This window comes from Jiella soli, from assembly GCF_020615385.1.
Taxonomy (GTDB): domain Bacteria; phylum Pseudomonadota; class Alphaproteobacteria; order Rhizobiales; family Rhizobiaceae; genus VKMB-3413.
The window spans coordinates 362,892-385,605 of the sequence record NZ_JAJAVB010000002.1 but is presented as its reverse complement, the minus strand read 5'-3'; the positions used below and the strand labels follow the sequence as shown (position 1 = coordinate 385,605).

Below are 22,714 nucleotides of genomic sequence, written 5' to 3'. Positions count from 1 at the left end.
TGTGGAGCCGCCGGCTCCGCCCATCGAGGACACCCAGTGACCCAGACCGAAACCGATGCTGCGCTTGTCGATCGCTTCATCCTCGCGCGGGAGATCGCCAAGGAGGCCGGGCGCGCCGCGCTCGCCTTCTTCAGGGACCGTGCCTCGCTGACGATCGACACCAAGCTGAACGGCCAAGACGCCGTCACCATGGCGGACCGCCAGGTGGAACTTCTGCTGCGCGAGCACATCCGGGCGCGCTTTCCGGAGGATGGTCTGCTTGGCGAAGAGTTCGGAGTGCAGGAGGGTCGGTCCGACTTCACCTGGGTTATCGATCCGATCGACGGCACCAGCCCCTTCATCTTCGGCCTCGACGCTTGGTGCGTGTCCGTTGCGGTGATGGCCCGGGAGCTTCCGGCGGCCGGGGTGATCTACGCGCCGGTCGCCGACGAGCTTTTCGCTGCCCGCCGGGGCGAGGGCGCCAGCCTGAACGGAATGCCGCTCCGGCTCGGCAGCGAAACGACGGTGAAGAATGGCATCGTCGGGGTCGGGGCCAGCCACCGCATCCCGCCGCGGGTGGTATCGGACTTCGTCGAGCAGCTGCTCGAGATGGAGGGCATGTTCATCCGCAACGGTTCGGGCGCGCTGATGCTCGCCTACGTCGCGGCCGGCCGGCTCGCCGCCTACTGGGAGCCGCACATGAACCCGTGGGACTGCCTCGCGGGCCTGTTGATTGTCGAAGAGGCGGGCGGCTGGATCCATGACCCGCGCGAGTGGCCGAGCCTTGCGGAGGGCGGCCTGGTTCTCGCCGGCGCGGGCGGGACGCGGCAAGACATGCGGGGGCTTGCGGGATTGAGCGAGAGGCTGCCGGCCTGACCGGCGCCCGCTGGCGGCCGAGCGGGAAGGAAGCACCGACTCGCAACGAGAAGCCTAACTTGTGGGTAGCAGGTCAGTCGCGCTGACGGGCGGTGCCGAGGACGCTGCCCTGGCTCTCTTCAGCTGGGTCTGTGCCCTTCACAGACTGGCTTCTGGCGAAGAGGCACGAGCCGAGTAGGGCCGGCCTCGGCGCCACTTTGCCCCGGTCGTCCTGCCCTGCGGCGATCGCCGGTGCCTAGCCGATCACCTGGAACACGTGGTGGTGGATGTGCCCGTCGAACATTTTCATCAGCTCGCCGGTGACGGCCCGGCTCTCGTAGCGGATCGGTGCCTCCAAGGCTTCGGCGAGCGCCGCCCGGTCGTCGAAGGTCATCGCCAGCGACAGCAGGAAGGGGGGCGCGCCGTCGTCCCGCTCCAGCGCGAACAGGACGCGAAGGTCCCGCACGCCGGGAAAGCGACGCCACATCGGGATGAGGCGGGTCTCGACGAAGTGGCGGAACTCCATCTCACGGCCGGGATGGATAGCGCCTTCAAAGAAGGCCTGGCGGACGATCATCGACTGGCTTCTTCCTGGAGGCGGATTACGGAGGTCGGCGGCGTCTCGCCCTTGAAGAACGCATCGAGATTGGCGAGCACCAGCTCCCCCATGGCGCGCCGGGTCTCGATCGTCGCGCTGCCCTGATGCGGCATCAGGAGGACATTCTCCAGCTCACGGAATTCCTGCCGAATCGCCGGTTCGCCGACAAAGACGTCGACACCGGCTGCGGCGATCGCGCCCTGTTGCAGCGCCGCGATGAGCGCATCCTCGTCGACCACGCTGCCGCGCGAGACATTGACGAGGACGCCCTTGGGACCGAGCGCTGCCAGCATCTCGGCGTCGACCATCTTCTCGGTGCCGGCGTTCCCGGCGAGGCAGATGGCGAGGGCGTCGCATTCCGCGGCGAGGGCCATCGCGGTCTCGCTGCGCCGGCAGTGCGCGGGCGCCTCGACGGCGGAGCGGTTCCAGTAGGCGACGACCATGCCGAAGGCCTGCGCCCGGTGCGCCAGCGCCCGGCCGATCTGGCCGAAGCCGAGGATGCCGAGGCGTTTGCCGCGTAGGCTCGAGCCGAGCGCCAGTTTGCCGCCTTCCCCCCAGGCGCCGCTGCGCACCAGCCGGTCGCCTTCGCCGAGGCGGCGCAGCACGCCGAGGATCAGCGCCATGCCGAGATCGGCGACGTCGTCGGTGAGGACGCCCGGGGTCGTCGACACGTGGATGCCGCGTCGGCGCGCGAGGTCGAGATCCACCTTGTCGGTCCCGACGCCGTTGATGGCGACGAGGCCGAGCGACGGCAGCTTCCCGAACCATTCCGCTGAGAGACCGGTGCCGCCGCCGGTGACGACGGCGCGAATGCGCTCTGCCGCTGCTGCGGCGCGCGCCTGGCCGTCCGCCTCGAACAGCCGGACGACTTCGTAGGCGGCGTCCAGCCGCTCCTCCATCTCGGCGAGCATCGGCTCGACGAGCAGGATGTCCTGTTTCACAGTCTGCCTCTTGTCCGCCGCGGACCGCCTAATGGCCGGTGATCTGGCCGAGGAAGGTGCGCGTGCGCTCGTGCTTCGGATTGGAAAAGAATTCGTTCGGCCCGGCGACTTCCACGATCTCGCCGCGGTCCATGAAGATCACCCGGTCGGCGACCTGCCGCGCAAAGCCCATCTCGTGGGTGACGACCATCATGGTCATGCCCTCGCCGGCAAGGTCGATCATGGTGTCGAGCACTTCCTTGACCATCTCGGGATCGAGCGCCGAGGTCGGCTCGTCGAACAGCATGATCTTGGGGTTCATGCACAGAGCCCGGGCGATCGCCACGCGCTGCTGCTGTCCGCCGGAGAGCTGCGCCGGATATTTGTCCGCCTGTTCGGGAATGCGCACCCGTTCCAAGTATTTGCGCGCCGTCGCCTCAGCTTCCGCCTTATCGACCCCGCGCACTTTCATCGGCGCCAGCATGCAGTTCCGAAGCACCGTCATGTGCGGGAAGAGGTTGAACTGCTGGAACACCATGCCGACGTCGCGCCGGACCTGCTCGACGTTCTTCGGGCCGGCGGTGAGCTCGATGCCGTCGACGACGATCGTGCCCTTCTGCACGGCCTCCAGCTGGTTGACGCAGCGGATCAGCGTCGACTTGCCGGAGCCGGACGGGCCGCACACGACGATCTTCTCGCCGCGCGCGACCTTGAGGTCGATGTGTTTCAGGGCGTGGAAGGTGCCGTAGTACTTCTCGACACCCTCCATCCGCACGGCGGGCGTGTCGGCGGCTGCGTCCGCGCGCCCGGTGGGCGAGGTGGTGCTCATCGCTGACATCCCGCGTTGTTTCCGATCAGCTCTTGGTCTTGGCGATGAAGTCCGGCAGCGGCGCGTTCAGCCACTTCTCGTGCAGCTTGTTCAGCTCGCCGTCCTTCTTCACCTTGACGAGGAAGTCGTTGATCGCCGCCATCAGCTTGTCCGCGCCGGGGCGCGTCGCGATGCCCTGCTTCTGCTGGCTGAGCGAGAACTTGGTGTCGTAGGTGTCCGGACGGACCTTCTCGACTTGCGCGACGACCGTGTTGGAACAGCCGATCAGCGGCACCTGGCCGGAAATGAGCGCCTGCACCGCGGACGCGTCGTCGTCGAAGCGCTGGATGTTGGCGCTGTCCGGCGCGACCTTGGTGATGGCGGTGTCCTGCGTTGAGGCTCTGGCGACGCCGACGTTCTTGCCGGCGAGATCCTCCGGCCCCTTCACCGATACGTCCTTGTCGCCGAAGACGAAGATCTCGATGCCGGCGTAAGGCTGCGAGAAGTCGACCTGCTTGGCGCGCTCCGGGGTGATGCCGAGCGAGGCGACGAGGACGTCGACCTGGCCGGAGAGGAGGTAAGGAATGCGGTTCGGACCGGTGACCGGGACGAGGTTCAGCTTCACGCCGAGATCCTTCGCCAGCAGGCGCGCCACGTCGGCGTCGTAGCCGTCCGGCTTGCCCTCGGTGTTGAGGATGCCGAAGGGCGGGAAGTCGACGAGCATGCCGACATTGATGGTCCCGCGCTGCTTGACCGCGTCGAGCGTCTGCGCCTTCACGGCGGCCGTGCCGAGGCCTGCGACCATCGCGGCTGCGGCCGCCAGCGCGGCGACCTTCCTGATGAGCTTCATGAACGTTCTCTCCCTGTTGTTGGGCCGGCGGCTCAGCGCTGCGTGGCCACTGCGAAACGGCGCTCCATCCAGCGCGCCAGCAGCGACAGCGGCCAGCACAGGACGAAATAGAGGATCGCCACCAGGCCGAAGACCTTGAAGGGGACGAAGGTGGCATTGTTGATGATCTGCCCGGCGCGGGTCAGCTCGACGAAGCCGATAATCGAGGCGAGCGAGGTGCCCTTGATCAGCTGGACAAGGAAGCCGACCGTCGGCGCGACGGCGATCTTGGCCGCCTGCGGCAGGACGATCGACTTCATGCGGTCGACATAGCGAAGGCCGAGCGCCCAGGAGGCTTCCGACTGGCCGGAGGGCACCGCCTCGATGCAGCCGCGCCAGATCTCGCCGAGGAAGGCGCTGGCATGCAGCGTCAGCGCCAGCGATGCGGCGAGCCACACATTGATGCCGGCGCCGAAGATGTTGAGGCCGAAATAGACCAGGAACAGCTGCATCAAAAGCGGCGTGCCCTGGAACAGCCGGATGTAGCCGAGCGCGAGGTAGGACAGGACCTTCGACGCGGAGACGCGGCAGAGCGCGACGATCAGTCCGCCAACCGCGCCGCCGGCGAAGGCGACGGCCGACAGCGCCAGCGTCCACTGGATCGCGGCGACGATGAACAGGACTTCGTTGATGCCGAAGGGACGGATCATCGGCGGCTCCTATCGGCTCAGCGGATAGTTGAACGCCCGGCGCCGGATGAGCGAGAACAGTCCGGAGAAGACGATCGACAGGACGAGATACATGCCCGTGATGACCAGGTAGACCTCGAAGGAGGCGAAGGTCTGCGACTGGATGTCGTTGCCTGCGGCCGCAAGATCCGTCGCGGAGATGACGGAGACGACGCTCGAAGTCAGCATCAGATAGATGAACTGGCTGGTCAGCGCGGGATAGACGGTGCGCAGCGCCGGCTTGACGATGATGTAGCGGAAGATCTGGACGGGCCTCAGCCCCAGCGCGGTCCCGGCCTCGATCTGCCCCTTCTGGATCGACTCGATGCCGGCGCGGATGATCTCCGTCGCATAGGCGCCGACATTGACCGTCAGCGCGACCAGCGCTGCGGTGTTCGGCGAGAAGCGGATGCCGAGCGCCGGCAGGCCGAAGAAGATGAAGAAGATCTGGATCAGGAACGGCGTGTTCCGGATCAGCTCGATATAGACGTCGACGAGCCAGCGGACCGGACGCGGGCCGCCGGTCTTGCCCGCGGCGCACAGGACCGCCACCACGGTGCCGAGCAGCATCGCGCCGACCGACAGTTCCAGCGTCACAAGCATGCCCGCCAGAAGGTGGTCGAAATTCGCGAAGACAGGCGCGAAATTCAGCTGATAGTTCAAGTCTCGAAACCTCCCATGCCGCGCAGCCTCCCGGCGACGGCAATTTCGAGCGACCTTGCGCCGTTTAGATCGATCTAAAGGAGGGCTGACTGACGGTCAAGGGCGGGCTCTGTCGGGCCGAGAGATTCCCGCATGACGAATTCGGTCGCCGCGACCCAGCGTTCGACAGGCGCCTCCGGCTCCCCGATCCGGCGCAGAAGCAGCCGGGCGGCGTTTTCCCCGACCTCGAAGGGCATGGTGCCGACGGAGGCGAGGCCGGGAACGACGAGGGCGGCCTCAGCGACATTGTCGAAGCCGACCAGGGAGACGTCGCGGCCCACCCGCAGGCCGAGGTCGAAGAAGCCGCGGTGGAGACCGAGGGCGACGACGTCGTTGAAGCAGATGACCGCGGTTGGCCGGTCCTTCGCAGCGGCAATCGCGAGGGCGGCCTGCCGCGCGGCAGCATGCGTCAGCGGGAGCTCGGCGACGTTGCCGGCGTCGAGGTCATGGGCGCGCATCGCGGCGCCGAATCCTTCCAACCGATCGAGCTGGGCGGAGTGCCGGCGATTGCCGCTGACGAAGAGGATGCGCCGATGGCCGAGCGCGATCAGCCGTTCCGTCGCGTCACGCATCCCCTCGCGGTAATCGATGCCGGCATAGTCGGTGACCGTCTCCGGCAGGTAGCGCAGGGCCTGGACCAGCGGCAGGTCCCAGCGCGCCGTGTCGTCCACCAGCCGGTGATCGGTTCCCTCGCAAGGGCAGACGATGACACCGTCGGCGCCGTGTTCGCGCATCCGCGTCAGGAATCCGGTCTGCTTTGCCAACGACTCGTTCGAATTGGCGAAGATGACGGCGAGGCCTTCGGTCTCGAAGACCGCTTCCATGCCGGCAAGGAGCACGGCGAAAAACGGATTGGTGAGGTTCGGGACGACGACGCCGACGGTCCGGCTCCGCGCCGCGCGCATGCGCGCCGCACCGGCATTGTAGACATAGCCGAGTTCGGCCATCGCGGCTTCGACCCGCTCGCGCGTCTTGACCGAGACGAGCGGGCTCTTTCTCACGACCAGGGAGGCCGTCGCCCTGGAGACGCCGGCATGTTCGGCGACGTCCAGCAATGTCGGCCGCTTCATCCGATCTCCCGGCTGTGCCTGCGTCATGCCTGCCGTCTCCCTCGGTTAGATCGATCCAATCCTACTCGCACGTCGGCCTCGGGGAAAGTCGCATGGGGACCGTCTCAGTCGGAGGACAGGCGCGACGCAATGCCTTGCGCATCGGCGCCGATCAGCCGGCTTGGGATTGACCGGCTCGGCTGGCAAGCGCTGGCATTCCGGATGGTGGAATGGGCGCGCATCGAAGGTGCGGAAGATCGGCTCAGCCGCCGCGCCTGCCGCCTCGCCGCGTTCCTCCGGCGCATGCACACCGGACGAGACTCCGGAGCTGCGCCGGTTGACCGTTCTCCTCAGCCATCTCGCGAGTTTGGACTGGGCTCGCAAAACTGGTGAGCTCGGTCCGGTTCTGCCGAATTGACGGTCTGCACGGCGGCCATCGCGGTCGTTCCGCGTGCTTTAAGCCACCTCGCGCCCGGGGAGGGGTCGGGTTATGCAGGCGCATATCGCCACCAAACATCGCAAACGCGCTGTCGCGCGGCCCGCCCGGCGGGTCTACAAGGCGGCGAGGAGCCGGTCGCAGGCCTCGGCGACGACCTCGGGATCGCGGGCGACGCACATGCGCACGCAGTTGATGGTGCTTTTTCCGAACATGCCGCCCGGCGCGAGGCCGACGCGGGCCTTCGAGACGAGATCGAGGCAGGCCTGGCGCGCGTCCTCTCCCTCGGGGGCGAGTGGGAAGAAGGCGTACATGCCGCCCTCCGGCATCTCCGGCAGGCGGATCGAGTTCGATCGGCCGAGACGTTCGTAGACAGCATCGAGCCCGGCCATGCAGCGATCGCGCATCGCCAGGGCGTATTCCTCCCCGTGCTGGAGCGCCGCCAGGGCGCCCGCCTGAACGAAGGGAGAGGTGCCACTGTTGACGTATTGCGTCACGGCCCGGAAGGCCGGGGCGACGGAGGCCGGATGGTTCAGCCAGCCGACGCGCCAGCCGGTCATCGCCCAGGCTTTGGAGAACCCGTTGATGCAGAGCGCGAGGTCCTCGTCCCCGGCGTGTTGCAGGAGCGAGGGCGCTGCACGGCCGGTGCGGGCAAGGCGGCTGTACATCTCGTCGCTGACGATCCAGATGCCGGTCCGCCGGGAGAAATCGACCAGCGCTTCCAGCTCGTCGTGACTGGCGCACCAGCCGCAGGGGTTCGACGGCGTCGAAAAGACGATCGCCCGGGTGCGGGCGTCACAGGCGTCGAACAGCCGGTCCAGATCCAGCGACCAGCGCCCGTCGACGAGGTCGAGCGCGACGGGACGGGCCTCGGCGCCGGTCAGATGGATCGAGTGGCGGATGTTCGGCCATTGCGGCTCGACATAGACCGCGTTCGCGCCCGGCTCGAGCATCAGCGACAGCGCGAGATGGACCGCCTGCATGCCACCCGGCGTGACGGTCGAGCGGTCGATGCCGAGCGACAGGCCGTGAAGCTCCGACTGATAGGTCGCAAGTTCGGCGGCAAGCGCCGGGTGGCCGGCCATCTGGGGCACGTAGAACGTCTCGCCGCGGTCGAGGCTCTCCTTCGCGGCGCGCCGGATCGGCTCCGGCGTCACCACGTCGCTCTCCCCGTACCACAGGCGGATCACGTCTCCGATCGAGCCGGCCTTTTCGGCCATCAGGGCGATATTGTCGGTCTCGACGTCGGCTATCGCACCTCGCACGTGCGCCAGCGCGGTGTCGGGGTCAATGGCCAGTCGCTTCATGGTCTGCTGTTCCGTGTCGATGGGATGAGAGGGTCTCGGCGTCCGGATTGTCCGCGCCGAGATCGAAGTAGAGTCCGGCCATCAGGCCGAGCGCCTCATGGGCGAGATCGATGGGCAGGTGTTCGTTCGGGGCGTGCTGCAGGCAGCCGGGATAGGAGTGCGGGATCCAGACGGTCGGAAGCTTCAGATCCCGGGCGAAGATGTCGTTGGGCAGCGAGCCGCCGAGATTGGGCAGGATCGCCGGTACGGCCTTCGCCGTTCGTTCGAGTGAACCGGCGATCCGTCCGACCCAGGGATGATCTGGATCGAGGCGTGTCGCCAGGAAGATCGCGTCGTGTGGCTCATGCACGACGACCCGGTCGAAGCCGGCGTCCCGGAGCGTCCTGCGTACCGCCGGTACCACCGCCTCGACATCGACGCCGACGGGAAAGCGCAGCTGCAGTCGGGCACGAGCCCGTGGTGGAATGGCGTAGAGCGGCTGGGCGAGGTTGCCGCACTCCATCTCCATCACCTCGAAGCTCGACCAGCCGAAGACCTTTTCCTCGGTGGTCAGGCCAGGCTCGCCCCACCACGGCTCGATCTGCGGATCGCCGGCGAGGGGGGTGATTTTCAGCTTCGAAAGCGCGGTCCTGACATTCGGAGGAATGTCGCCCGGCGTCAGCGACGGGACGCGGATCTGTCCGGTGCGGCCGATAAGGTGGGTGATCGCGTGGGCGAGCTCGACGCCAGGATTGCTGAGGATGCCGCCCCAGTTGCCGGAGTGCTGGAACTCTTCGCGCGCGACGATCTCGATGTAGAACGAGACGCCGCCCCGCGCGCCGAGGAAGAGCGTCGGGCGATCGAGGGCGAGCCGCGGCCCGTCGGAGGCGATCAGGACATCGGCCGTCAGCGCTTCGGAATGCTCGGCGCAGATCTCCCTGAGGCCAAGCGAGCCGGACTCCTCGCCCATCTCGATCAGGTATTTGAGGTTGAAGCCGAGCTTTCCACGCTCCGACAACACGGCCTCGATGGCCGCGAGATTGATGCTGTGCTGGCCCTTGTTGTCGGCCGTGCCGCGACCGTACCAGCGCCCGTCGCGCTCGGTGAGGGTGAAGGGGGAGAGCCCTTCGTGCCAGCCGTCGAGGCCTGCGACGACGTCGCCATGGCCGTATTGCAGGATGGTGGGAAGATCGGGCCCTTCGATGCGTTCGGCCAGCAGACACGGCCCCGGTGCCAGCGGATGCTCCAAGAGCCGTGTCGTGAAGCCGAGCCGCGAAAAGAGCGGGATCATCTCCTCGTCGAGATAGCGGGCGAGTTCGGGCCGCAGTTCCGCGACGCGGCTGGCACTCTGGATCGCGACGCGCCGGGCCAGCGCGCTGGCGAAGCTGCCGTCGGCAATGCCTTTCTGTGCCCTGGCGATGGCGTTGTCCCGGCTCATGCCGCCATCTCCGTCTCCGCGAGGTCGAGATCGTAGTGGCAGCGGACTTTACCCGCGCCGGTGTTGCGAAGCTCCGGACGTTCCTTCGCGCAAAGGTCCGTCGCGAAGGGGCATCGCGTGCGGAAGACGCAGCCGGACGGCGGGTCCGACGGATCGGGCAGTTCGCCGGGGATCGGATGCAGGCTGCGGTCCTCGGCATCGAGATCTGGAGCCGCGTCGATCAGGAGCCGCGTATAGGGATGGCGCGGATGCTCGAAGATCGCGTCCGTGGGCGCGAGTTCGACGAGTTCCCCCAGGTAGACGACGCCGATCCGGTCGGCCATCAGACGCACGACCGGCAGATTGTGTGTGATGAACAGGCTCGTCAGATGAAGCCGGGCCTGCAGGTCGCGAAGGAGATCGAGGATCTGCGCTTGGACCGAGACGTCGAGGGCGCTGGTCGGCTCGTCGAGGATAAGAAAGTCCGGCTCGCCGGCGAGCGCCCGGGCGATCGAGATGCGCTGGCGCTGGCCGCCCGAGAAGGCCTGCGGGAACTTTGCGCCGTCGGCCTCCGACAGGCCGACCTGGCGCAGGAGTTCGCCGACCCGCGCACTGACGTCCTTCTTCGCCCGCAGCTTGTGCGTGCGAATCGGCTCGGCGACGATGTCGTGAACGCGCCAGCGCGGATTGAGCGAGGAGAACGGGTCCTGGAAGATCATCTGCTGACGGGTGTCGCCAGCTCTGCCGATCGCGCCACCGGTCGGCGCCATCAGGCCGGCCGCGATGCGCGCGATGGTGGACTTGCCGCAGCCGGATTCACCGACGAGCCCCATGACCTCGCCCTTGCGGATCGTGAAGCTCACCTCGCGCACGGCCTGCAGGCTCTTCGGCCGATGTCCGAGCATCTTCTCCAGCATCGAGGCGCGGCCGCCATAGGCTTTCGACACCGCGTCGAGGATGAGAACGTCTTCCGCGCTCATGGATTGCCCCCCTGCTGCAGCGGAAAATAGCAGGCGGCCTCGTGCCCGCCGGCTCTGGCGAGCGGCGGCGGCGACTCTCGGCAGATATCCCGCGAACGGTCGCAACGCGGGTGAAAGGCGCAGCCTGGCGGGATTGCGCCAAGACCCGGCATGGAACCCGGGATCGCCTTGACGCGCATGACCCCTTCGGCGTCCGGCGCCGGCGTCGCCTGCATCAGGCCGGCAGTGTAGGGGTGAAGGGGCGCCGCGATCAGGCTTTCGGTCCTTGCGGTCTCGATCAGCCGCCCGGCATAGAAGACCGCCACGCGGTCCGCCATCTTGGCAATCACGCCGAGATCGTGGGTGATCAGCATCATCGCCGTTCCGGTCTCTTCGTGAAGGTCCCGCAGGAGCTGCAGCATGTGCGCCTGGACCGAGACATCGAGCGCCGTGGTCGGCTCGTCGGCGATGACGAGGTCGGGTTCGGCGCAGAGCGCGAGGGCGATGACGACGCGCTGCCGCTGGCCGCCGGACAGCTCGTGCGGCGCCGCAGCGAAGACGCGGGCCGGGTTCGGCAGACCGGTGCGGGTCAGCCAGGAGATTGCGCGCTCGTGCGCTTCGCTACGGCTGAGCGGCAGGTGACGGCGCATCGTGTCGGTGAGCTGCCGGCCGATGGTGAGAACCGGATTGAGCGAGGTCATCGGATCCTGGAAGACGAAGCCGATCCGCTTGCCGCGCACCCGTCGCATCTGCCGGCGGGTGAGCAGGTCGAGGCGCTCGCCGCCGAGCGTGATCGTGCCGCCGCAGCGGCGTAGCGGGGGCGCGAGCAGGTCGATGATGGCAGCGCCGGCCATCGACTTGCCGGCGCCGCTCTCGCCGACAATGCCGAGGACCTCGCCGGGGGCGATGTCGAACGACACCCGGTCGAGCACCGGCAGGTCGGCGCCGTCGCGGGCAAGCACGACACTGAGGTCGCGCACCTGAAGCAGAGGATCGGTCACGAGCGCCCCCTGATCTTCGGGTTGAAATGGTCGCGCAGATGGTCGCCGAGCACGTTGACGGCGATCACCAGCAGGACCAGGACCAGGCACGGCCAGACCGAGATCCACCATTCGCCGGACTGCAGAAAGGCGTTGCCGTTGCGGATGAGCGAGCCGAGCGAGGGATAGGTCGGCGGGATGCCAATGCCGAGAAAGCTCAAGGTCGCTTCGGTGATGACGGCGATGCCGAGATTGATGGTGGCGATCACCAGCACCGGCGCCATCACGTTCGGCAGGATGTGCTTGACCAGGATCGCCGTATTCGAGCGTCCGGTCACGCGGGCGGCCGCGACATATTCCTGGTCGCGCTCGACCATGACGCTGGAGCGGATGGTGCGGGCGTACTGCACCCAGAAGGCGATGCCGATCGAGATCGTGACGATCGCGATGGCGACCTCGTTCGAGCGGCCGCGACCGAGCAACGCATTGGCGATGCCGTCGATGACCATGGCCAGGAGCAAGGCCGGGTAGGCGAGCTGCACATCGGCAAGGCGCATGATCACCGCGTCGGTCCGCCCGCCGACGTAACCCGAAATCAGGCCCAGCGCCCCTCCGAGGCCCAGCCCGATCACCACGGAAATGCCTCCCACCATGATCGACGTGCGCAATCCGTAGGCCATGGCGGTCAGAAGATTGCGCCCCTGATCGTCGGCACCGAGCGGCATGGCGGCGACGCCGCCCTCCATCCAGGCCGGTGGAGAGAACGCGTCGAGGATCGACATGCCGGCCATCGAGAACGGGTCGGCGGTGAAGAGCGGCACCACGAAGGCGTAGACGACGAGGAGCATGATGATCACGGCCGCGGCGATCGGCCCCGGTTGGCCCCGCAGCGCGTCGGCGAGCCCCCTCATGCGCGGCCCCGCCTGAGACGCGGGTCGAGCAGCGGATAGCTGAGCTCGACGGCGAGATTGATGATCATGAAGACGGCACCAACGAAGATGAGGTAAATGGCGATGACGGGGATGTCGGCGGACTGGACGGACTGCAGAAACAGCGATCCGAGGCCGGGCCAGGCGAAGACCCCTTCTGTGACCACCGAAAAGGCGATGACGTTGCCGAGCTGGAGGGCGAGCATGGTGATCGTTGGCAGAAGGGCGTTGCGCATCGCATAGGAAAGCCAGACCTGCCGTTCGCTGAGACCGCGCGCGCGCGCGAAGCGGATGTGCTCGCTCTGCCCGACCTCGAGGAGCTGCGTGCGCAGCATCCGAATGACGAAGGTGACCTGGAAGGCCGCCAGAGTGATGGCCGGAAGAATGATGGCCTGCCAGCCGGAGAGCGTCAGCAAGCCGGTGGTCCAGCCGCCGAGTTCGACGGTTTCGCCGCGCCCGAACGAGGGAAACCAGCCAAGCTGTACCGAGAAGACCGCAATCAACAACACGCCGACGACGAAGTTCGGAAGCGTGATGCCGGCGATCGAGACGAGCATGACGCTCTTCGCCAGAGGGCTGCTCGGCCGCACTCCGCACAGGATACCCAGCGGCACCCCGATGGCGAGCGTAACCAGCAGGCTTGCGAAGGCGAGTTCGATGGTGGCGGGAAGCCGCGCGGCGATCATCGCGCCGACTCCCTCCTGTGTGCGGTAGGAAAGGCCGAAATCGCCCTGCAGCATGCCCGCGAGGAAATGCAGGAAGCGAGACGGCAGCGGCTCGTTCAAGCCGAGGCGCATGATCAGTTCCTGCCGCTCGGCAAGACTTGCCTCGGGAGGCAGCAGAAGGCCGAGCGGATCGCCGAGCGTCGCGACGAGAAGGAACGCGATGAAGCTGATGACCAGAAGCACCAGCAGCGTCTGCAGGATGCGGCCAAAGGCATAGGCGATCATGAGACTTCGGAGGCTGCGAGCCGCAGGAGGAAATCCGAACATGCGGCCATCTGCTCGATGGCGATGCTCTCGTCCGGCTGATGGGCGTCGGCGATCGTGCCGGGCCCGATGACGACCGCCGGCATGCCGGCCGCCGCAAAAATCCCGGCTTCGGTGCCATAGGGCACGGCCCTTGGTGCCGTGCGGCCGAGCAGCGCCAGCAGACGCGCCTCGAGCGCATCGTCGCCGCTGGGGCCGAGGGGCGGGATACGGGATTGTATGTCGAGCCGGATTCCCGCATCCGACGTCACCGCCTTCATGGCAGGCTCAAGCATGTCCGCCCTGGCCTTCATGCGGCCCAGCACCCGCTCAACGCTGTCGCCGGGAACGAGCCGCATTTCCCAGAAGAACTTGCAGTGCTCGGCAAGGATGTTGCCGTGGCTGCCGCCTTCGATCTGGTTGACCTGGATCGTCGAGAAGGGCGGGTCGATGCCCTCGACAGTCGGGCCGGACCGCATCTCCTCGGCGATCCGGTTGATCTCGGCGATGAGTTCGGCGGCGATCATCACGGCGTTGACGCCCTTGTCGGGCTGCGAGGAATGGGCCGGCTTGCCGGTCACGTAGGTCCAGCCGATCGTGCCGCCCTTGTGGGCGGTCACCAGATCCATCTCCGTCGCTTCGCCGATGACCGCGAGAGACGGCTTGGCGTTTTGTCCGAGCCACTCCGCCATCGGCCCGACACCGGTGCACCCGACCTCCTCGTCATAGGAGAAGGCGAGGTGGATCGGCCGCTTCAAGGCCATCCCGGCGAAATGCGGGAGGGCGGCGAGACAGCAGGCGAGGAAGCCTTTCATGTCCGTCGCGCCGCGGCCGAGGAAGCGGTGGTTCAGGGTGCGCATCGCCCAGGGGTCGCCGGTCCAGCTTTGTCCGGTGACGGGCACCACGTCGGTGTGCCCGCTCAGAACCAGGCCGCCGGCCACCTCGGGCCCGATCGTGACGACAAGGTTGGTCTTCGCGCCGCCCTGCGGATCGTCGAAGCGACGGCAGGTCGCCCCGTGTTCCGCCGCCAGCGCCTCGATATGTGCGACGAGATCGAGGTTGGAGACATCGCTGACAGTCGGAAAGGCGATCAGCTCCGCCAGCCGCCGGGCGAAATCGGCGTCTGCCGTCATTTCGACACCTGGAACCATCTGAGCGGGTAGGCAAGATCGGCCTGCTGCACGACGTCGACACCCTTGCGGACCCCCCACAGGATCTGCAGCTGGTGGATCGGAATGTAGGCGTCGCTCGCCTTCAGGATCGAAAAGGCTTCTTGCAGAAGCTTCGTGCGCTTCTCCGGGTCCCTTTCCGAGCCGATCTCGTCGGTCAGCTTGTCGATCCGCGGGTCCGAATAGCCGCCGATGTTGAAGACGCCGCGTCCATTGGCCGGGTCACGGGTTGCAGCAAGGCCCGACAGGAACTGGTGGGCATCATAGGTGTAGGGCGAGTAGCTCAGCATCGTGAAGGAGGTGTTGTACCCCGGCGGGTTGATCTGCTGGGCCCAGCGCGCCGTCGCCTGCGCGCGCGGCGTGATGCGGATGCCGATCTGCGCCAGAAAGGATCCGACAGCGAGACAGGTCGCCTCGTCGTTCATGAAGCGGTCGTTCGTGCAGTCGAGCGTGACGTCGAAGCCGTCCTCGTAGCCGGCCTCCTTCATCAACTGCTTGGCCTTTTCCAGATCCGGCTTGTTCGGCGCATTGAGTTCGGACGTCGAGCCCTCGACCTCGTTGGCGATCGGCAGCCCGACCGGGGTCGAATAGCCGCGCATGATCCGCTTCTGGATTGCCTCGGTGTCGATGGCGAGTTTCATCGCTTGGCGAACCTTCGGGTCCTTGAAGGGATTGCCCTTGACGCCGCCGCCATGGATCAGTTCGTCGCGCGCCACGTCCGGCTGCATATAGACCGTGCGAAGGTCGGACGTCGCCTCGATCCGCAGGCCGTCGGTGCTCTCGATACGGCTCGCGTCCTGGGGCGGGACGCCATCGATCATGTCCACCTCGCCCGAAATCAGAGCCGAGACACGGGTCGAAGGATTGGCGATGACGAAGAACGTCGCCTTGTCGACGTTCCCATCCATCTTGCCCCACCAGTCGGGATTGGCGGAAAAGACGGTTTTGACGCCGGGGTCACGATCGGAGATCACATAGGATCCGGTGCCCATGGCGTTGCGATTGGCGTAGCTTTCCGTCGAATTGTCGGCCTGACCGGGTTCCGTTGCGCCGTTCTCCGCGGCCCAGTCGCTGTCCATCATGAACCAGTTGACGATCTGCTTGGGCAGGATCGGGTCGACCGATTTCGTCTTCAGGCGGACGGTATGGTCGTCGACTTTCTCGATGGACTCCACCTCGGACAGATGGGACTTCATGCCGCCCTTCTTGGCCCGCTCGAAGGAGAAGACGACGTCGTCGGCGGTGAAATCATTGCCGTTCGAGAACTTCACGTCCTCGCGCAGCTTGAACTCCCAGACTGTGTCCTCGACCTGCTTCCAGTCGGTGGCGAGCGCCGGCTCGATGGAGAGATCCTTCCCGCGCGTGACGAGCGGTTCGTAGACATTGCGCAGGACGGCGAACACGAGGGTGTTCGAGATGGCGTGCGGGTCGAGCGTGTAGGCGTCCAATGGCCCGGCGAATTTGAACTCGGCCGCTTGGACCGACGGTGCGGCGGCAAGAAGCGCAGCCAAGGCGGGACCTGCGAGAAAGCTGGTGCGTCTCAATGTCATTGCAGTCCACTCCATGTCGCCGACTTCGCGGGGGCCAGCTCGGTTTGCTCGAATTGCCGGAACCGGAAGTCCCGACCGCTGAAGCCATCAACACGACCGATGGCCTGATCATTTGATCGAACGATCAGACCATCGGTCCGAAAAATGATCAAGTCCGCCCACGAAATTTTCAGCAGGAATGGATGCACGAATATTGTGCAGTGCAGGATCGCCAGGATGCTGCAGCGCAAAAGAAGGGATTGTGGGCGATCGGTCGAGGAGGGCGGCGGTCATCGATCCGCGCAACCGTCGCGGATGCCGCGAGCAAATCTCGTGCTTCAGTCGAAGAAGCGGTGGAGGAGACGCTGGCTGTTGTGGATGTCGTCGACGATCGCCTGGCCGGCTGCGGCGGCGTCACCCCGGCTGAGCGCAGCCAGGAGTTCCAGATGGTACTTCGAGTAGCTGCCGGCTTCGTCCTGCTTCAGCATCTCGGTCATCCGATCCGTCAGCAGCCGCACATAGGGGCCGTATCTCAGCCAGAGGTTCTGGACGAGATTGATCAGGACCGGATTGCCGGAGGCCTGGTAGACCGTGAAATGAAATGTGTAATTGCTCGAAAGCATGCGGACCGCATCGCCTTGTCGCAAAGCCTCCACATGGGTCTGCGCCACCGCCTCCAGAGCCTCGAGTTCGGGCGCGTGGAGCCGTGAACAGGCCTGTTCCGCCGCCGCGCGCTCGACGATGCAGCGGGCATCGCACAGATGATCGAGGCCCTCCGGCGTTGTCAGGGGCACACGCGCGGTACCCGTGGAATCGAGTTCGAGCGCATGTTCGGCCACCAGGCGTCGCAGCGCTTCGCGCACCGGCATGTGCGAGGTGCCGAACTCAGTGGCCATCGAGGTGATGGTGAACGTCCGGCCAGCCTCAAACGTGCCGGCGATCAACGCATCACGGATTTGCTCGTATACGAGATCCTGCGTGGTCTTTCTGCGCCGGACATGTCTGAAAGAGTACGGGCCTCTAGAGTCTGTATCCAAAGTGCTGTCCCACTCGCTGTCGCTCGATGCTATATCGTATGATCAAATAATCAAATCTGTCGTGACTCGCACCCCAGGCAGTCGCATTTGACCGATGATGGTCTGGCGAAGGCTTTCGAGAGTCCGGTGCGGCGAGCGTGGGCGGATTAGCCGGAACTTGATGCTCCAAGAGCGCAACCGCTCCCCGACGGGGTTGGCGAAGAACTCTCAACTGCGGTCGGTCTGGATGCGCTGGATCGAAATCGTCGCCTCCTCGACGAACTGATCCTGGACTTGCCCCGCTTTAGTGAAGAGCGTTTTGGTCATGCGATGGCCCGTCGTTCGAACTGGACGGGGCTGATGAAAGAGGCGGCTCGGTTTGTCTGAACAGCCTCGGCGGCTTGATAAGTGGATCGTCTGCCGGGTTTACGCCGCTGCCAGAAGCGGCTGGTTGAAGTAGGTCTGGTCGGGCGCTTTCCCTCCCAGCCGAGAATGCGGAAGTCGTCCGTTATAAAAGTCGAGGTATCGGCCGATCGATGCTCGTGCATGGCTGGCGGTCTCGTAGGCCCGCAGATACACCTCCTCGTATTTGACCGATTTCCAGAGCCGCTCGACGAAGACGTTGTCGCGCCAGGCGCCCTTGCCGTCCATGCTGATCTTGATGTCCTCGGCCAGCAGGACCTTCGTGAAGTCGATGCTGGTGAACTGCGCGGCTTCCGGCAAAAGGGTATTCCAGATGCAGTTCGTCGATCCGGCGCATCAGCGCGAGATCGGCGTCGCTGACCGGACGCGGCTCATAATAAACGCTGCCGCGGCTGATCCCCAATTCCTGTGCCTGTACTGAAATCGGTAGGTCGTGCGAGCGATCGATCATCGCTTTGCGCTCGCCAACAGTCCGGCCTTGTCGAGCGCGCCCTCTATCGAAGCAGAGACCCGCGGCTCTGCGAAGCATCGTTCGCCAGCGTCAACTCCCCGATCTTCGCATGCAGCGTCTTCACATCAACCGGCTCGGCCGCGGCCGGAGACGGCGATCCGAAACCCCGGCGGCGCCTTCCAAAAGCTGCGAGCGCCATTGTGTGATCTGGTTCGGGTGGACGTCGAATTGCTGCGCCAACTCGGCCAGCGTCTTTTCCCCGCCGACTGCCGCAAGCGCGACTTCCGCCTTGAAGGCCGGGCTGTGGTTCCGGCGCGGTCTCTTGCTCATCGTCTCTCCTGTTCACGGCCATCTTCGCCGTCTTCAGGCAGACATTCCACTCAGGCCGCTGTTCAAATTCGCCGAGCCACCTCTGTTGCCTATGTCAGGGCCAGCCAGCATCCTGCGGATGGGTTCGAGTACCGCATGTCGCTGCGCCGGCGGAAGACACAACGACCCGCTTGATCCTGCAGTTTCGCTCCGGCCTCCGCCGTACGATCTGCGCCTGCCTTGCCGACGAGGCAGCCTTTCCGGCGTCCTGCGAGCCATGGCCGCGCGGTGGCGACGTACGAGGCTTTCGACTGCGAGGACGCCGCCCGCCGGACAGGCCGTCCGCCTGTCGCTTCTGCGAAACTATCGTTCCGCCGATCGCAGCGTCGGATCGAGCCTGTCGCGCAGCCAATCGCCGAGGAGGCTCACCGACAGGGTCGTGACGAAGATCGCGATGCCGGCCGGGACCGCCATCCACCAGGCGGAGGCGATGTAGTTGCGGCCCTCGCCGAGCATCAGACCCAGGCTTGTCTGGGGCGGCTGGACACCGAGGCCGAGGAAGCTGAGCGAGGTCTCGAGCAGGATCAGCTCGGGGAAGTTCAGGGTCACCTGCACGACGAGCACGCTGAGGATGTTCGGAAGGACATGGCGGACATAGATTCGCAAGGGATGGACGCCGAGCGTGCGGATCGCAAAGGCATAGCCTTGGGCGTTCGCCTGCAGGACCAGGCCGCGCGTCAGGCGCGCATAGACCTCCCACCCGTAGAAGCCGACGACCACGAGGAACAGCTCGAAGCTGTTGCCGAAGAAGGCGAGGATCGCCAGCGCGATGATCAGGAACGGCATCGCGGCCTGGAAGTCGACCATGAGCATGATCGCTTCCTCGACCCAGCCCCGGAAATGCGCCGCCAGGAAGCCGAGGAAGGTGCCGACGACGGAGCCGATCAGCGTGCCACAGAAGGCGATCAGGATGCTGGTGCGCATGGCGTAGATCAGCCTCGACAAGACGTCGCGGCCGAGACCGTCCGTGCCCAGGAGATAGGCGGGGTCGCCGCCCAGGAAGGCCGGCGGCTTCAGCCGGTGAAGCAGGCTCTGCTCGGCATAGCCGTAGGGAGCGATCCAGTCGGCGCCAACGGCCAGGATGAAGGCGATGGCGAGCCAGGCGAGGCACAGCGACATGACGACGGGCAGTCGACGGCGGCGTCGTGGCGCGGTTGCCGAGGCAGCGGGCGCAAGGGGAGCAACGGCCTCGCTCATGCGCTTGCCTCGCCCCGGATGATGCCGATCCGCGGATCGAGCCAGCCATAGGTGATGTCGACGAGGAAATTCACGACGACCATGGTGAAGGCGATGAGCAGCACGACCGCCTGGACGATGGCGAGGTCGCGGAAGGCGACGGCGTTGACCAGAAGCTGGCCGACACCAGGCCAGGCGAAGACCGGCTCGACGACCACCGCCGCGCCGATGAGCCCGCCCAGCCGCAAGCCGATGACCGTGACGATGGGAATCCCCGCGTTCGGCAGCGCGTGACCGAGGATCCGGCGCCGGAACGGCACGCCCTTCGCCTTGGCGGTGCGCATGAAGGGCTGGTGCAGCACTTCCAGCAGCGAAGACCGGGTGAACCGGGCGACCGTCGCGGCATAGCCTGTGCCGAGTGTCACCGCCGGCATGACCAGATGACGCCAGCTGCCGGCGCCCGAGCTCGGCAGGATTCTCCAGGTCATCGCCAGCCAGAGGATCAGGAGGATGCCGAGAAAGAAGTTCGGCATGGAATGGCCGAAGATCGTGAATGCCATGGTTGCCCGGTCGACGGAACTGCCCCGGTTCAGCGCCGCGAGGATCCCTCCGGCGAGGCCGAGGAGGATGGTGATGGCAAGAGCCGTCAGGCCGAGTTCCAGCGTCAGCGGCACACGTTCCAGAACGACATCCAGCGCCGGGCGGTCGTCCCGGAAGGAGTAGCCGAAGTCGCCATGCGCGATCCCGGCGACGTAGCGAAGATACTGCTCCGGCAGGGGGCGATCCAGGCCCCACATCTCGCGATATTGGACGATGACGGAGGGTGGAGCGTCGTCGGGCAGCATCTGCGTCACCGGATCGCCGGACATGCGGAGCACGACGAAGACGAAGGTCACGGCGAGTACGAGCGTCAGCAACGCCCGAAACAGTTTCGTCAGGATGAAGCGGAGGTTCATTGCGGCACCCCGTCCCGCCCGGTAGACCAGCCGAAATCGGTGATCGGCCGGCCATCGACCAGCCATTGCTCGACACCCTGCTCGTGGTCGGCGATCGACGCGTGCAGGGCCCGCCGCGTGACAGCAGGCGCGGGAGCGTTCCCGCCCGCCAACGTCTCGGCAAGCGCCCGGCCGCTGGTGCCGTCGGTAGGAAGGCCGAGGATGGTTAGCAATGTTGGACCGATGTCCGGCAGCCAGCACGGCGTCTCGGAAACGAAACCGGCCCGGAAGGCCGGACCGCCGCCGGCAAGGACGGTCGAGAGTTCGCCACGCGTCAGTCCGCCATGCATCCCGCCGCCGGGTTCGATGCCGCCGGCAAAGAGGCAGGTTTCCGGCTCGCCAATCCTTGCCGTGGGCGACGTTCGCAGCGTGAACGAGACGGGCGCCGAGCGGGCATGGCCGCCGCCCATGACGGAGGCGGGCAGCGCCCCCGGGACGCTTGCCTCGGGAGCGCCCGGCATGTCGACGAAGATCAGCCCGCAGAAGGGCTCTGCCGCCAGGCGCTCGACGGTTGCCGCGATCGTCTGCGGCGTCGGATCAGGCAGATAGAGGCCGGAAAAGGTGCCTGGCGAAAGGGACGCCGCGTATTCGGGCAGCGCCGCCGCGAGATCGACCTTCGCCGAGCCGGTGATGTGGCCGTGATCTGACATGACGACGATGTTCTCGGGGCCGTCGCCCGTCTTCCAGAAGTCGAGAATACGCCCGAAGGCCTCGTCGCAGCCGCGCTGCGCCGCGATCGTTTCCGGCGCGTCGATGCCGAAGCCATGGGAGGTGATGTCGGGATCGGACATCCAGAGGATCGCGAGATCCGGCCGGTGCATGGGATAGACGATGTCCGTCAAAACCCTGGTCGCATAGTCGATCCGAGCGGTGTTGGGTGTTGCGGCCCCCGGTATCGGCCCGAAGCAGGCGGCGGCTGCCTCCATCAGCACAGGCGTGCCAACGCCCTCATGGACCGAAAAGACCGGCTGACCGACTCTTGCCGCCCCGTAGCTCATCATGAAGGTGGCGCCGGGCGTCGCGGTGCTGACGACCGCAAAACTCTTTCCCGCCCGCGCCAGCCGCTGGCCGAGGCTCTCGCGGTCGATCAGGACGCCCAGCGCGTCGGCACGGCCAAGGGCCTCATGGCTCGCGGTGTTGAAGAGGCCATCCGGAACGACCTGCCGGTTGATGAACTGGTTGGCGACGAGGCCGTGAAGTCCCGGCGCACAGCCGGTGACGGTGCTCGTCGAGGCGACGCGGGTTTCGCTCGGAAAGACGCTCCGGGCGTTGATCATGTCGGCGCCGGCGGCCATGAAACCGGCAAGGTTCGGCATCCGGTCGGTCGTCGCGCGGTCGCGGCGCAGGCCGTCGAAACAGACGAGAAGCGTCGAGCCGTCGATCATGCGCCCGTCTCCTGCAGAACGGGCAGAAGCGCATCGCGCGCCGCGAGCGGGTCGTTGACGAGGAAGCCGCAGACGCCCTCGGCCGTCATGCGGCGCAGTTTGTCCGGAGCGAAATCACCGACCTTGCGGCCGGTTATGCCTTCCCCGGTAGTGACCCAGACGGGCCGGCCGCAAGCTGCCCATGCGCCGACCCGCTCGGCCGTGGCATCGCTTTCCCACAGCCGCAGGATATCGCCGCCGACCGCGAAGAAGGCATCCACATCCTCGAGGGATGACAGGAGGCCGAGGATGGCGGCATCTGTCCGCATCCGGACATGCGTCACCGAAGCGATCCTATGCAGGCCGAAGATCAGCCCGCCCCGCCCCGAAGCCGTGGCCGCTGCGACGAGTAGGTCCAGCACCTCGGCGCGCTCGTCCTTGACGTCGAAGACGATCGCCTGCCCTAACGGCAGTACCTTGAACAGTTCCTCAAGGGTCGGAGTGGCGGGAGCGCCGGCGACCGCGATGCCGGCGAGTTCGGCGGCATCAATGTCCGCGATCGCCTCGGTCCGATCCGCCAGCCGCCGGAGATCGGCGTCGTGGCAGCAGACAAGTTTGCCGTCGCGCGTCGTCCGGATGTCGACCTCGACGACGTCGGCACCGGCTTCGACGGCCGCAATCCAGGCGGCCGGCGAATTCTCGCGATGGGCGGTGGAAAATCCCCGGTGGGCGACGATCAGGGGCAGAGAGGTCGGTCGGGCCATGTCAGGCATCGTGGA

At 66.4% G+C, this 22,714-nt stretch carries 22 protein-coding genes and 1 pseudogene; 1 reads left to right on the top strand and 22 read right to left on the bottom strand.

What is annotated here, in order from left to right; all coding sequences use genetic code 11:
- Nucleotides 1-36: 36 nt before the first annotated feature.
- Complete coding sequence (locus LH400_RS02160) at nucleotides 37-855, top strand: inositol monophosphatase family protein (RefSeq protein WP_229150992.1); 819 nt, start codon at nucleotides 37-39, stop codon at nucleotides 853-855.
- A 235-nt stretch (nucleotides 856-1,090) separates the two neighbouring features.
- On the opposite strand, the gene LH400_RS02155 is transcribed toward LH400_RS02160, so the two are convergent.
- The 22 genes and pseudogenes from LH400_RS02155 to LH400_RS02045 all read right to left on the bottom strand — a co-directional run bounded on the left by LH400_RS02155 (nucleotide 1,091) and on the right by LH400_RS02045 (nucleotide 22,699).
- The gene (locus LH400_RS02155) at nucleotides 1,091-1,411 is read right to left on the bottom strand and encodes a hypothetical protein (RefSeq protein ID WP_229150991.1); all 321 of its coding nucleotides are present in this window, start codon (nucleotides 1,409-1,411) and stop codon (nucleotides 1,091-1,093) included.
- The gene (locus LH400_RS02150) at nucleotides 1,408-2,373 is read right to left on the bottom strand and encodes a 2-hydroxyacid dehydrogenase (protein ID WP_370638307.1); all 966 of its coding nucleotides are present in this window, start codon (nucleotides 2,371-2,373) and stop codon (nucleotides 1,408-1,410) included. The genes LH400_RS02155 and LH400_RS02150 overlap by 4 nt, the downstream gene beginning before the upstream one ends.
- A gap of 28 nt (nucleotides 2,374-2,401) precedes the next feature.
- A complete protein-coding gene (locus LH400_RS02145; protein ID WP_304502355.1) occupies nucleotides 2,402-3,181 on the bottom strand; it encodes an amino acid ABC transporter ATP-binding protein in 780 nt (259 codons plus the stop codon).
- A gap of 25 nt (nucleotides 3,182-3,206) precedes the next feature.
- The gene (locus LH400_RS02140; protein WP_229150990.1) at nucleotides 3,207-4,010 is read right to left on the bottom strand and encodes a transporter substrate-binding domain-containing protein; all 804 of its coding nucleotides are present in this window, start codon (nucleotides 4,008-4,010) and stop codon (nucleotides 3,207-3,209) included.
- Nucleotides 4,011-4,042: 32 nt separating this feature from the next.
- Entirely contained in the window at nucleotides 4,043-4,699 is a 657-nt protein-coding gene (locus LH400_RS02135; RefSeq protein ID WP_229150989.1) for an amino acid ABC transporter permease, read from the bottom strand.
- A 9-nt stretch (nucleotides 4,700-4,708) separates the two neighbouring features.
- A complete protein-coding gene (locus LH400_RS02130) occupies nucleotides 4,709-5,380 on the bottom strand; it encodes an amino acid ABC transporter permease (protein ID WP_255616764.1) in 672 nt (223 codons plus the stop codon).
- 74 nt (nucleotides 5,381-5,454) lie between these two features.
- Entirely contained in the window at nucleotides 5,455-6,516 is a 1,062-nt protein-coding gene (locus LH400_RS02125; RefSeq protein WP_229150988.1) for a LacI family DNA-binding transcriptional regulator, read from the bottom strand.
- 504 nt (nucleotides 6,517-7,020) lie between these two features.
- A complete protein-coding gene (locus LH400_RS02120) occupies nucleotides 7,021-8,211 on the bottom strand; it encodes an aminotransferase class I/II-fold pyridoxal phosphate-dependent enzyme (protein WP_229150987.1) in 1,191 nt (396 codons plus the stop codon).
- Nucleotides 8,192-9,628, bottom strand: coding sequence for a M20 family metallopeptidase (locus tag LH400_RS02115; RefSeq protein ID WP_229150986.1), 1,437 nt, complete (start codon nucleotides 9,626-9,628; stop codon nucleotides 8,192-8,194). The genes LH400_RS02120 and LH400_RS02115 overlap by 20 nt, the downstream gene beginning before the upstream one ends.
- Nucleotides 9,625-10,587 (bottom strand): ABC transporter ATP-binding protein, encoded by a 963-nt coding sequence (locus tag LH400_RS02110; protein ID WP_229150985.1) that lies wholly within the window; start codon nucleotides 10,585-10,587, stop codon nucleotides 9,625-9,627. Before LH400_RS02110 ends, LH400_RS02115 begins: the two co-directional genes overlap by 4 nt.
- Nucleotides 10,584-11,567: an ABC transporter ATP-binding protein gene (locus LH400_RS02105; RefSeq protein ID WP_229150984.1), complete on the bottom strand. Its 984-nt coding sequence runs from the start codon at nucleotides 11,565-11,567 to the stop codon at nucleotides 10,584-10,586. Before LH400_RS02105 ends, LH400_RS02110 begins: the two co-directional genes overlap by 4 nt.
- The gene (locus tag LH400_RS02100) at nucleotides 11,564-12,457 is read right to left on the bottom strand and encodes an ABC transporter permease (RefSeq protein ID WP_229150983.1); all 894 of its coding nucleotides are present in this window, start codon (nucleotides 12,455-12,457) and stop codon (nucleotides 11,564-11,566) included. The genes LH400_RS02105 and LH400_RS02100 overlap by 4 nt, the downstream gene beginning before the upstream one ends.
- Nucleotides 12,454-13,425, bottom strand: a complete 972-nt coding sequence (locus LH400_RS02095; protein WP_229150982.1) for an ABC transporter permease — start codon at nucleotides 13,423-13,425, stop codon at nucleotides 12,454-12,456. Before LH400_RS02095 ends, LH400_RS02100 begins: the two co-directional genes overlap by 4 nt.
- A complete protein-coding gene (gene argE, locus LH400_RS02090; RefSeq protein ID WP_229150981.1) occupies nucleotides 13,422-14,576 on the bottom strand; it encodes an acetylornithine deacetylase in 1,155 nt (384 codons plus the stop codon). Before argE ends, LH400_RS02095 begins: the two co-directional genes overlap by 4 nt.
- Nucleotides 14,573-16,162: an ABC transporter substrate-binding protein gene (locus tag LH400_RS02085; protein WP_229150980.1), complete on the bottom strand. Its 1,590-nt coding sequence runs from the start codon at nucleotides 16,160-16,162 to the stop codon at nucleotides 14,573-14,575. The genes argE and LH400_RS02085 overlap by 4 nt, the downstream gene beginning before the upstream one ends.
- 108 nt (nucleotides 16,163-16,270) lie before the next feature.
- Nucleotides 16,271-16,435 carry a hypothetical protein gene (locus tag LH400_RS02080; RefSeq protein ID WP_229150979.1) on the bottom strand — a complete coding sequence of 55 codons (165 nt, stop codon included), beginning with the start codon at nucleotides 16,433-16,435 and terminating at the stop codon, nucleotides 16,271-16,273.
- 44 nt (nucleotides 16,436-16,479) lie between these two features.
- Complete coding sequence (locus tag LH400_RS02075) at nucleotides 16,480-17,178, bottom strand: GntR family transcriptional regulator (protein WP_255616763.1); 699 nt, start codon at nucleotides 17,176-17,178, stop codon at nucleotides 16,480-16,482.
- A gap of 405 nt (nucleotides 17,179-17,583) precedes the next feature.
- A pseudogene (locus tag LH400_RS02065) lies at nucleotides 17,584-18,361 on the bottom strand (integrase core domain-containing protein).
- 342 nt (nucleotides 18,362-18,703) lie between these two features.
- The gene (locus LH400_RS02060) at nucleotides 18,704-19,597 is read right to left on the bottom strand and encodes an ABC transporter permease (RefSeq protein ID WP_370638306.1); all 894 of its coding nucleotides are present in this window, start codon (nucleotides 19,595-19,597) and stop codon (nucleotides 18,704-18,706) included.
- Nucleotides 19,594-20,532 (bottom strand): ABC transporter permease, encoded by a 939-nt coding sequence (locus LH400_RS02055; protein ID WP_229150976.1) that lies wholly within the window; start codon nucleotides 20,530-20,532, stop codon nucleotides 19,594-19,596. The genes LH400_RS02060 and LH400_RS02055 overlap by 4 nt, the downstream gene beginning before the upstream one ends.
- Nucleotides 20,529-21,956: an alkaline phosphatase family protein gene (locus LH400_RS02050; protein WP_229150975.1), complete on the bottom strand. Its 1,428-nt coding sequence runs from the start codon at nucleotides 21,954-21,956 to the stop codon at nucleotides 20,529-20,531. The genes LH400_RS02055 and LH400_RS02050 overlap by 4 nt, the downstream gene beginning before the upstream one ends.
- Nucleotides 21,953-22,699, bottom strand: coding sequence for a glycerophosphodiester phosphodiesterase (locus LH400_RS02045; RefSeq protein WP_229150974.1), 747 nt, complete (start codon nucleotides 22,697-22,699; stop codon nucleotides 21,953-21,955). Before LH400_RS02045 ends, LH400_RS02050 begins: the two co-directional genes overlap by 4 nt.
- Between the last annotated feature and the right edge of the window lie 15 nt (nucleotides 22,700-22,714).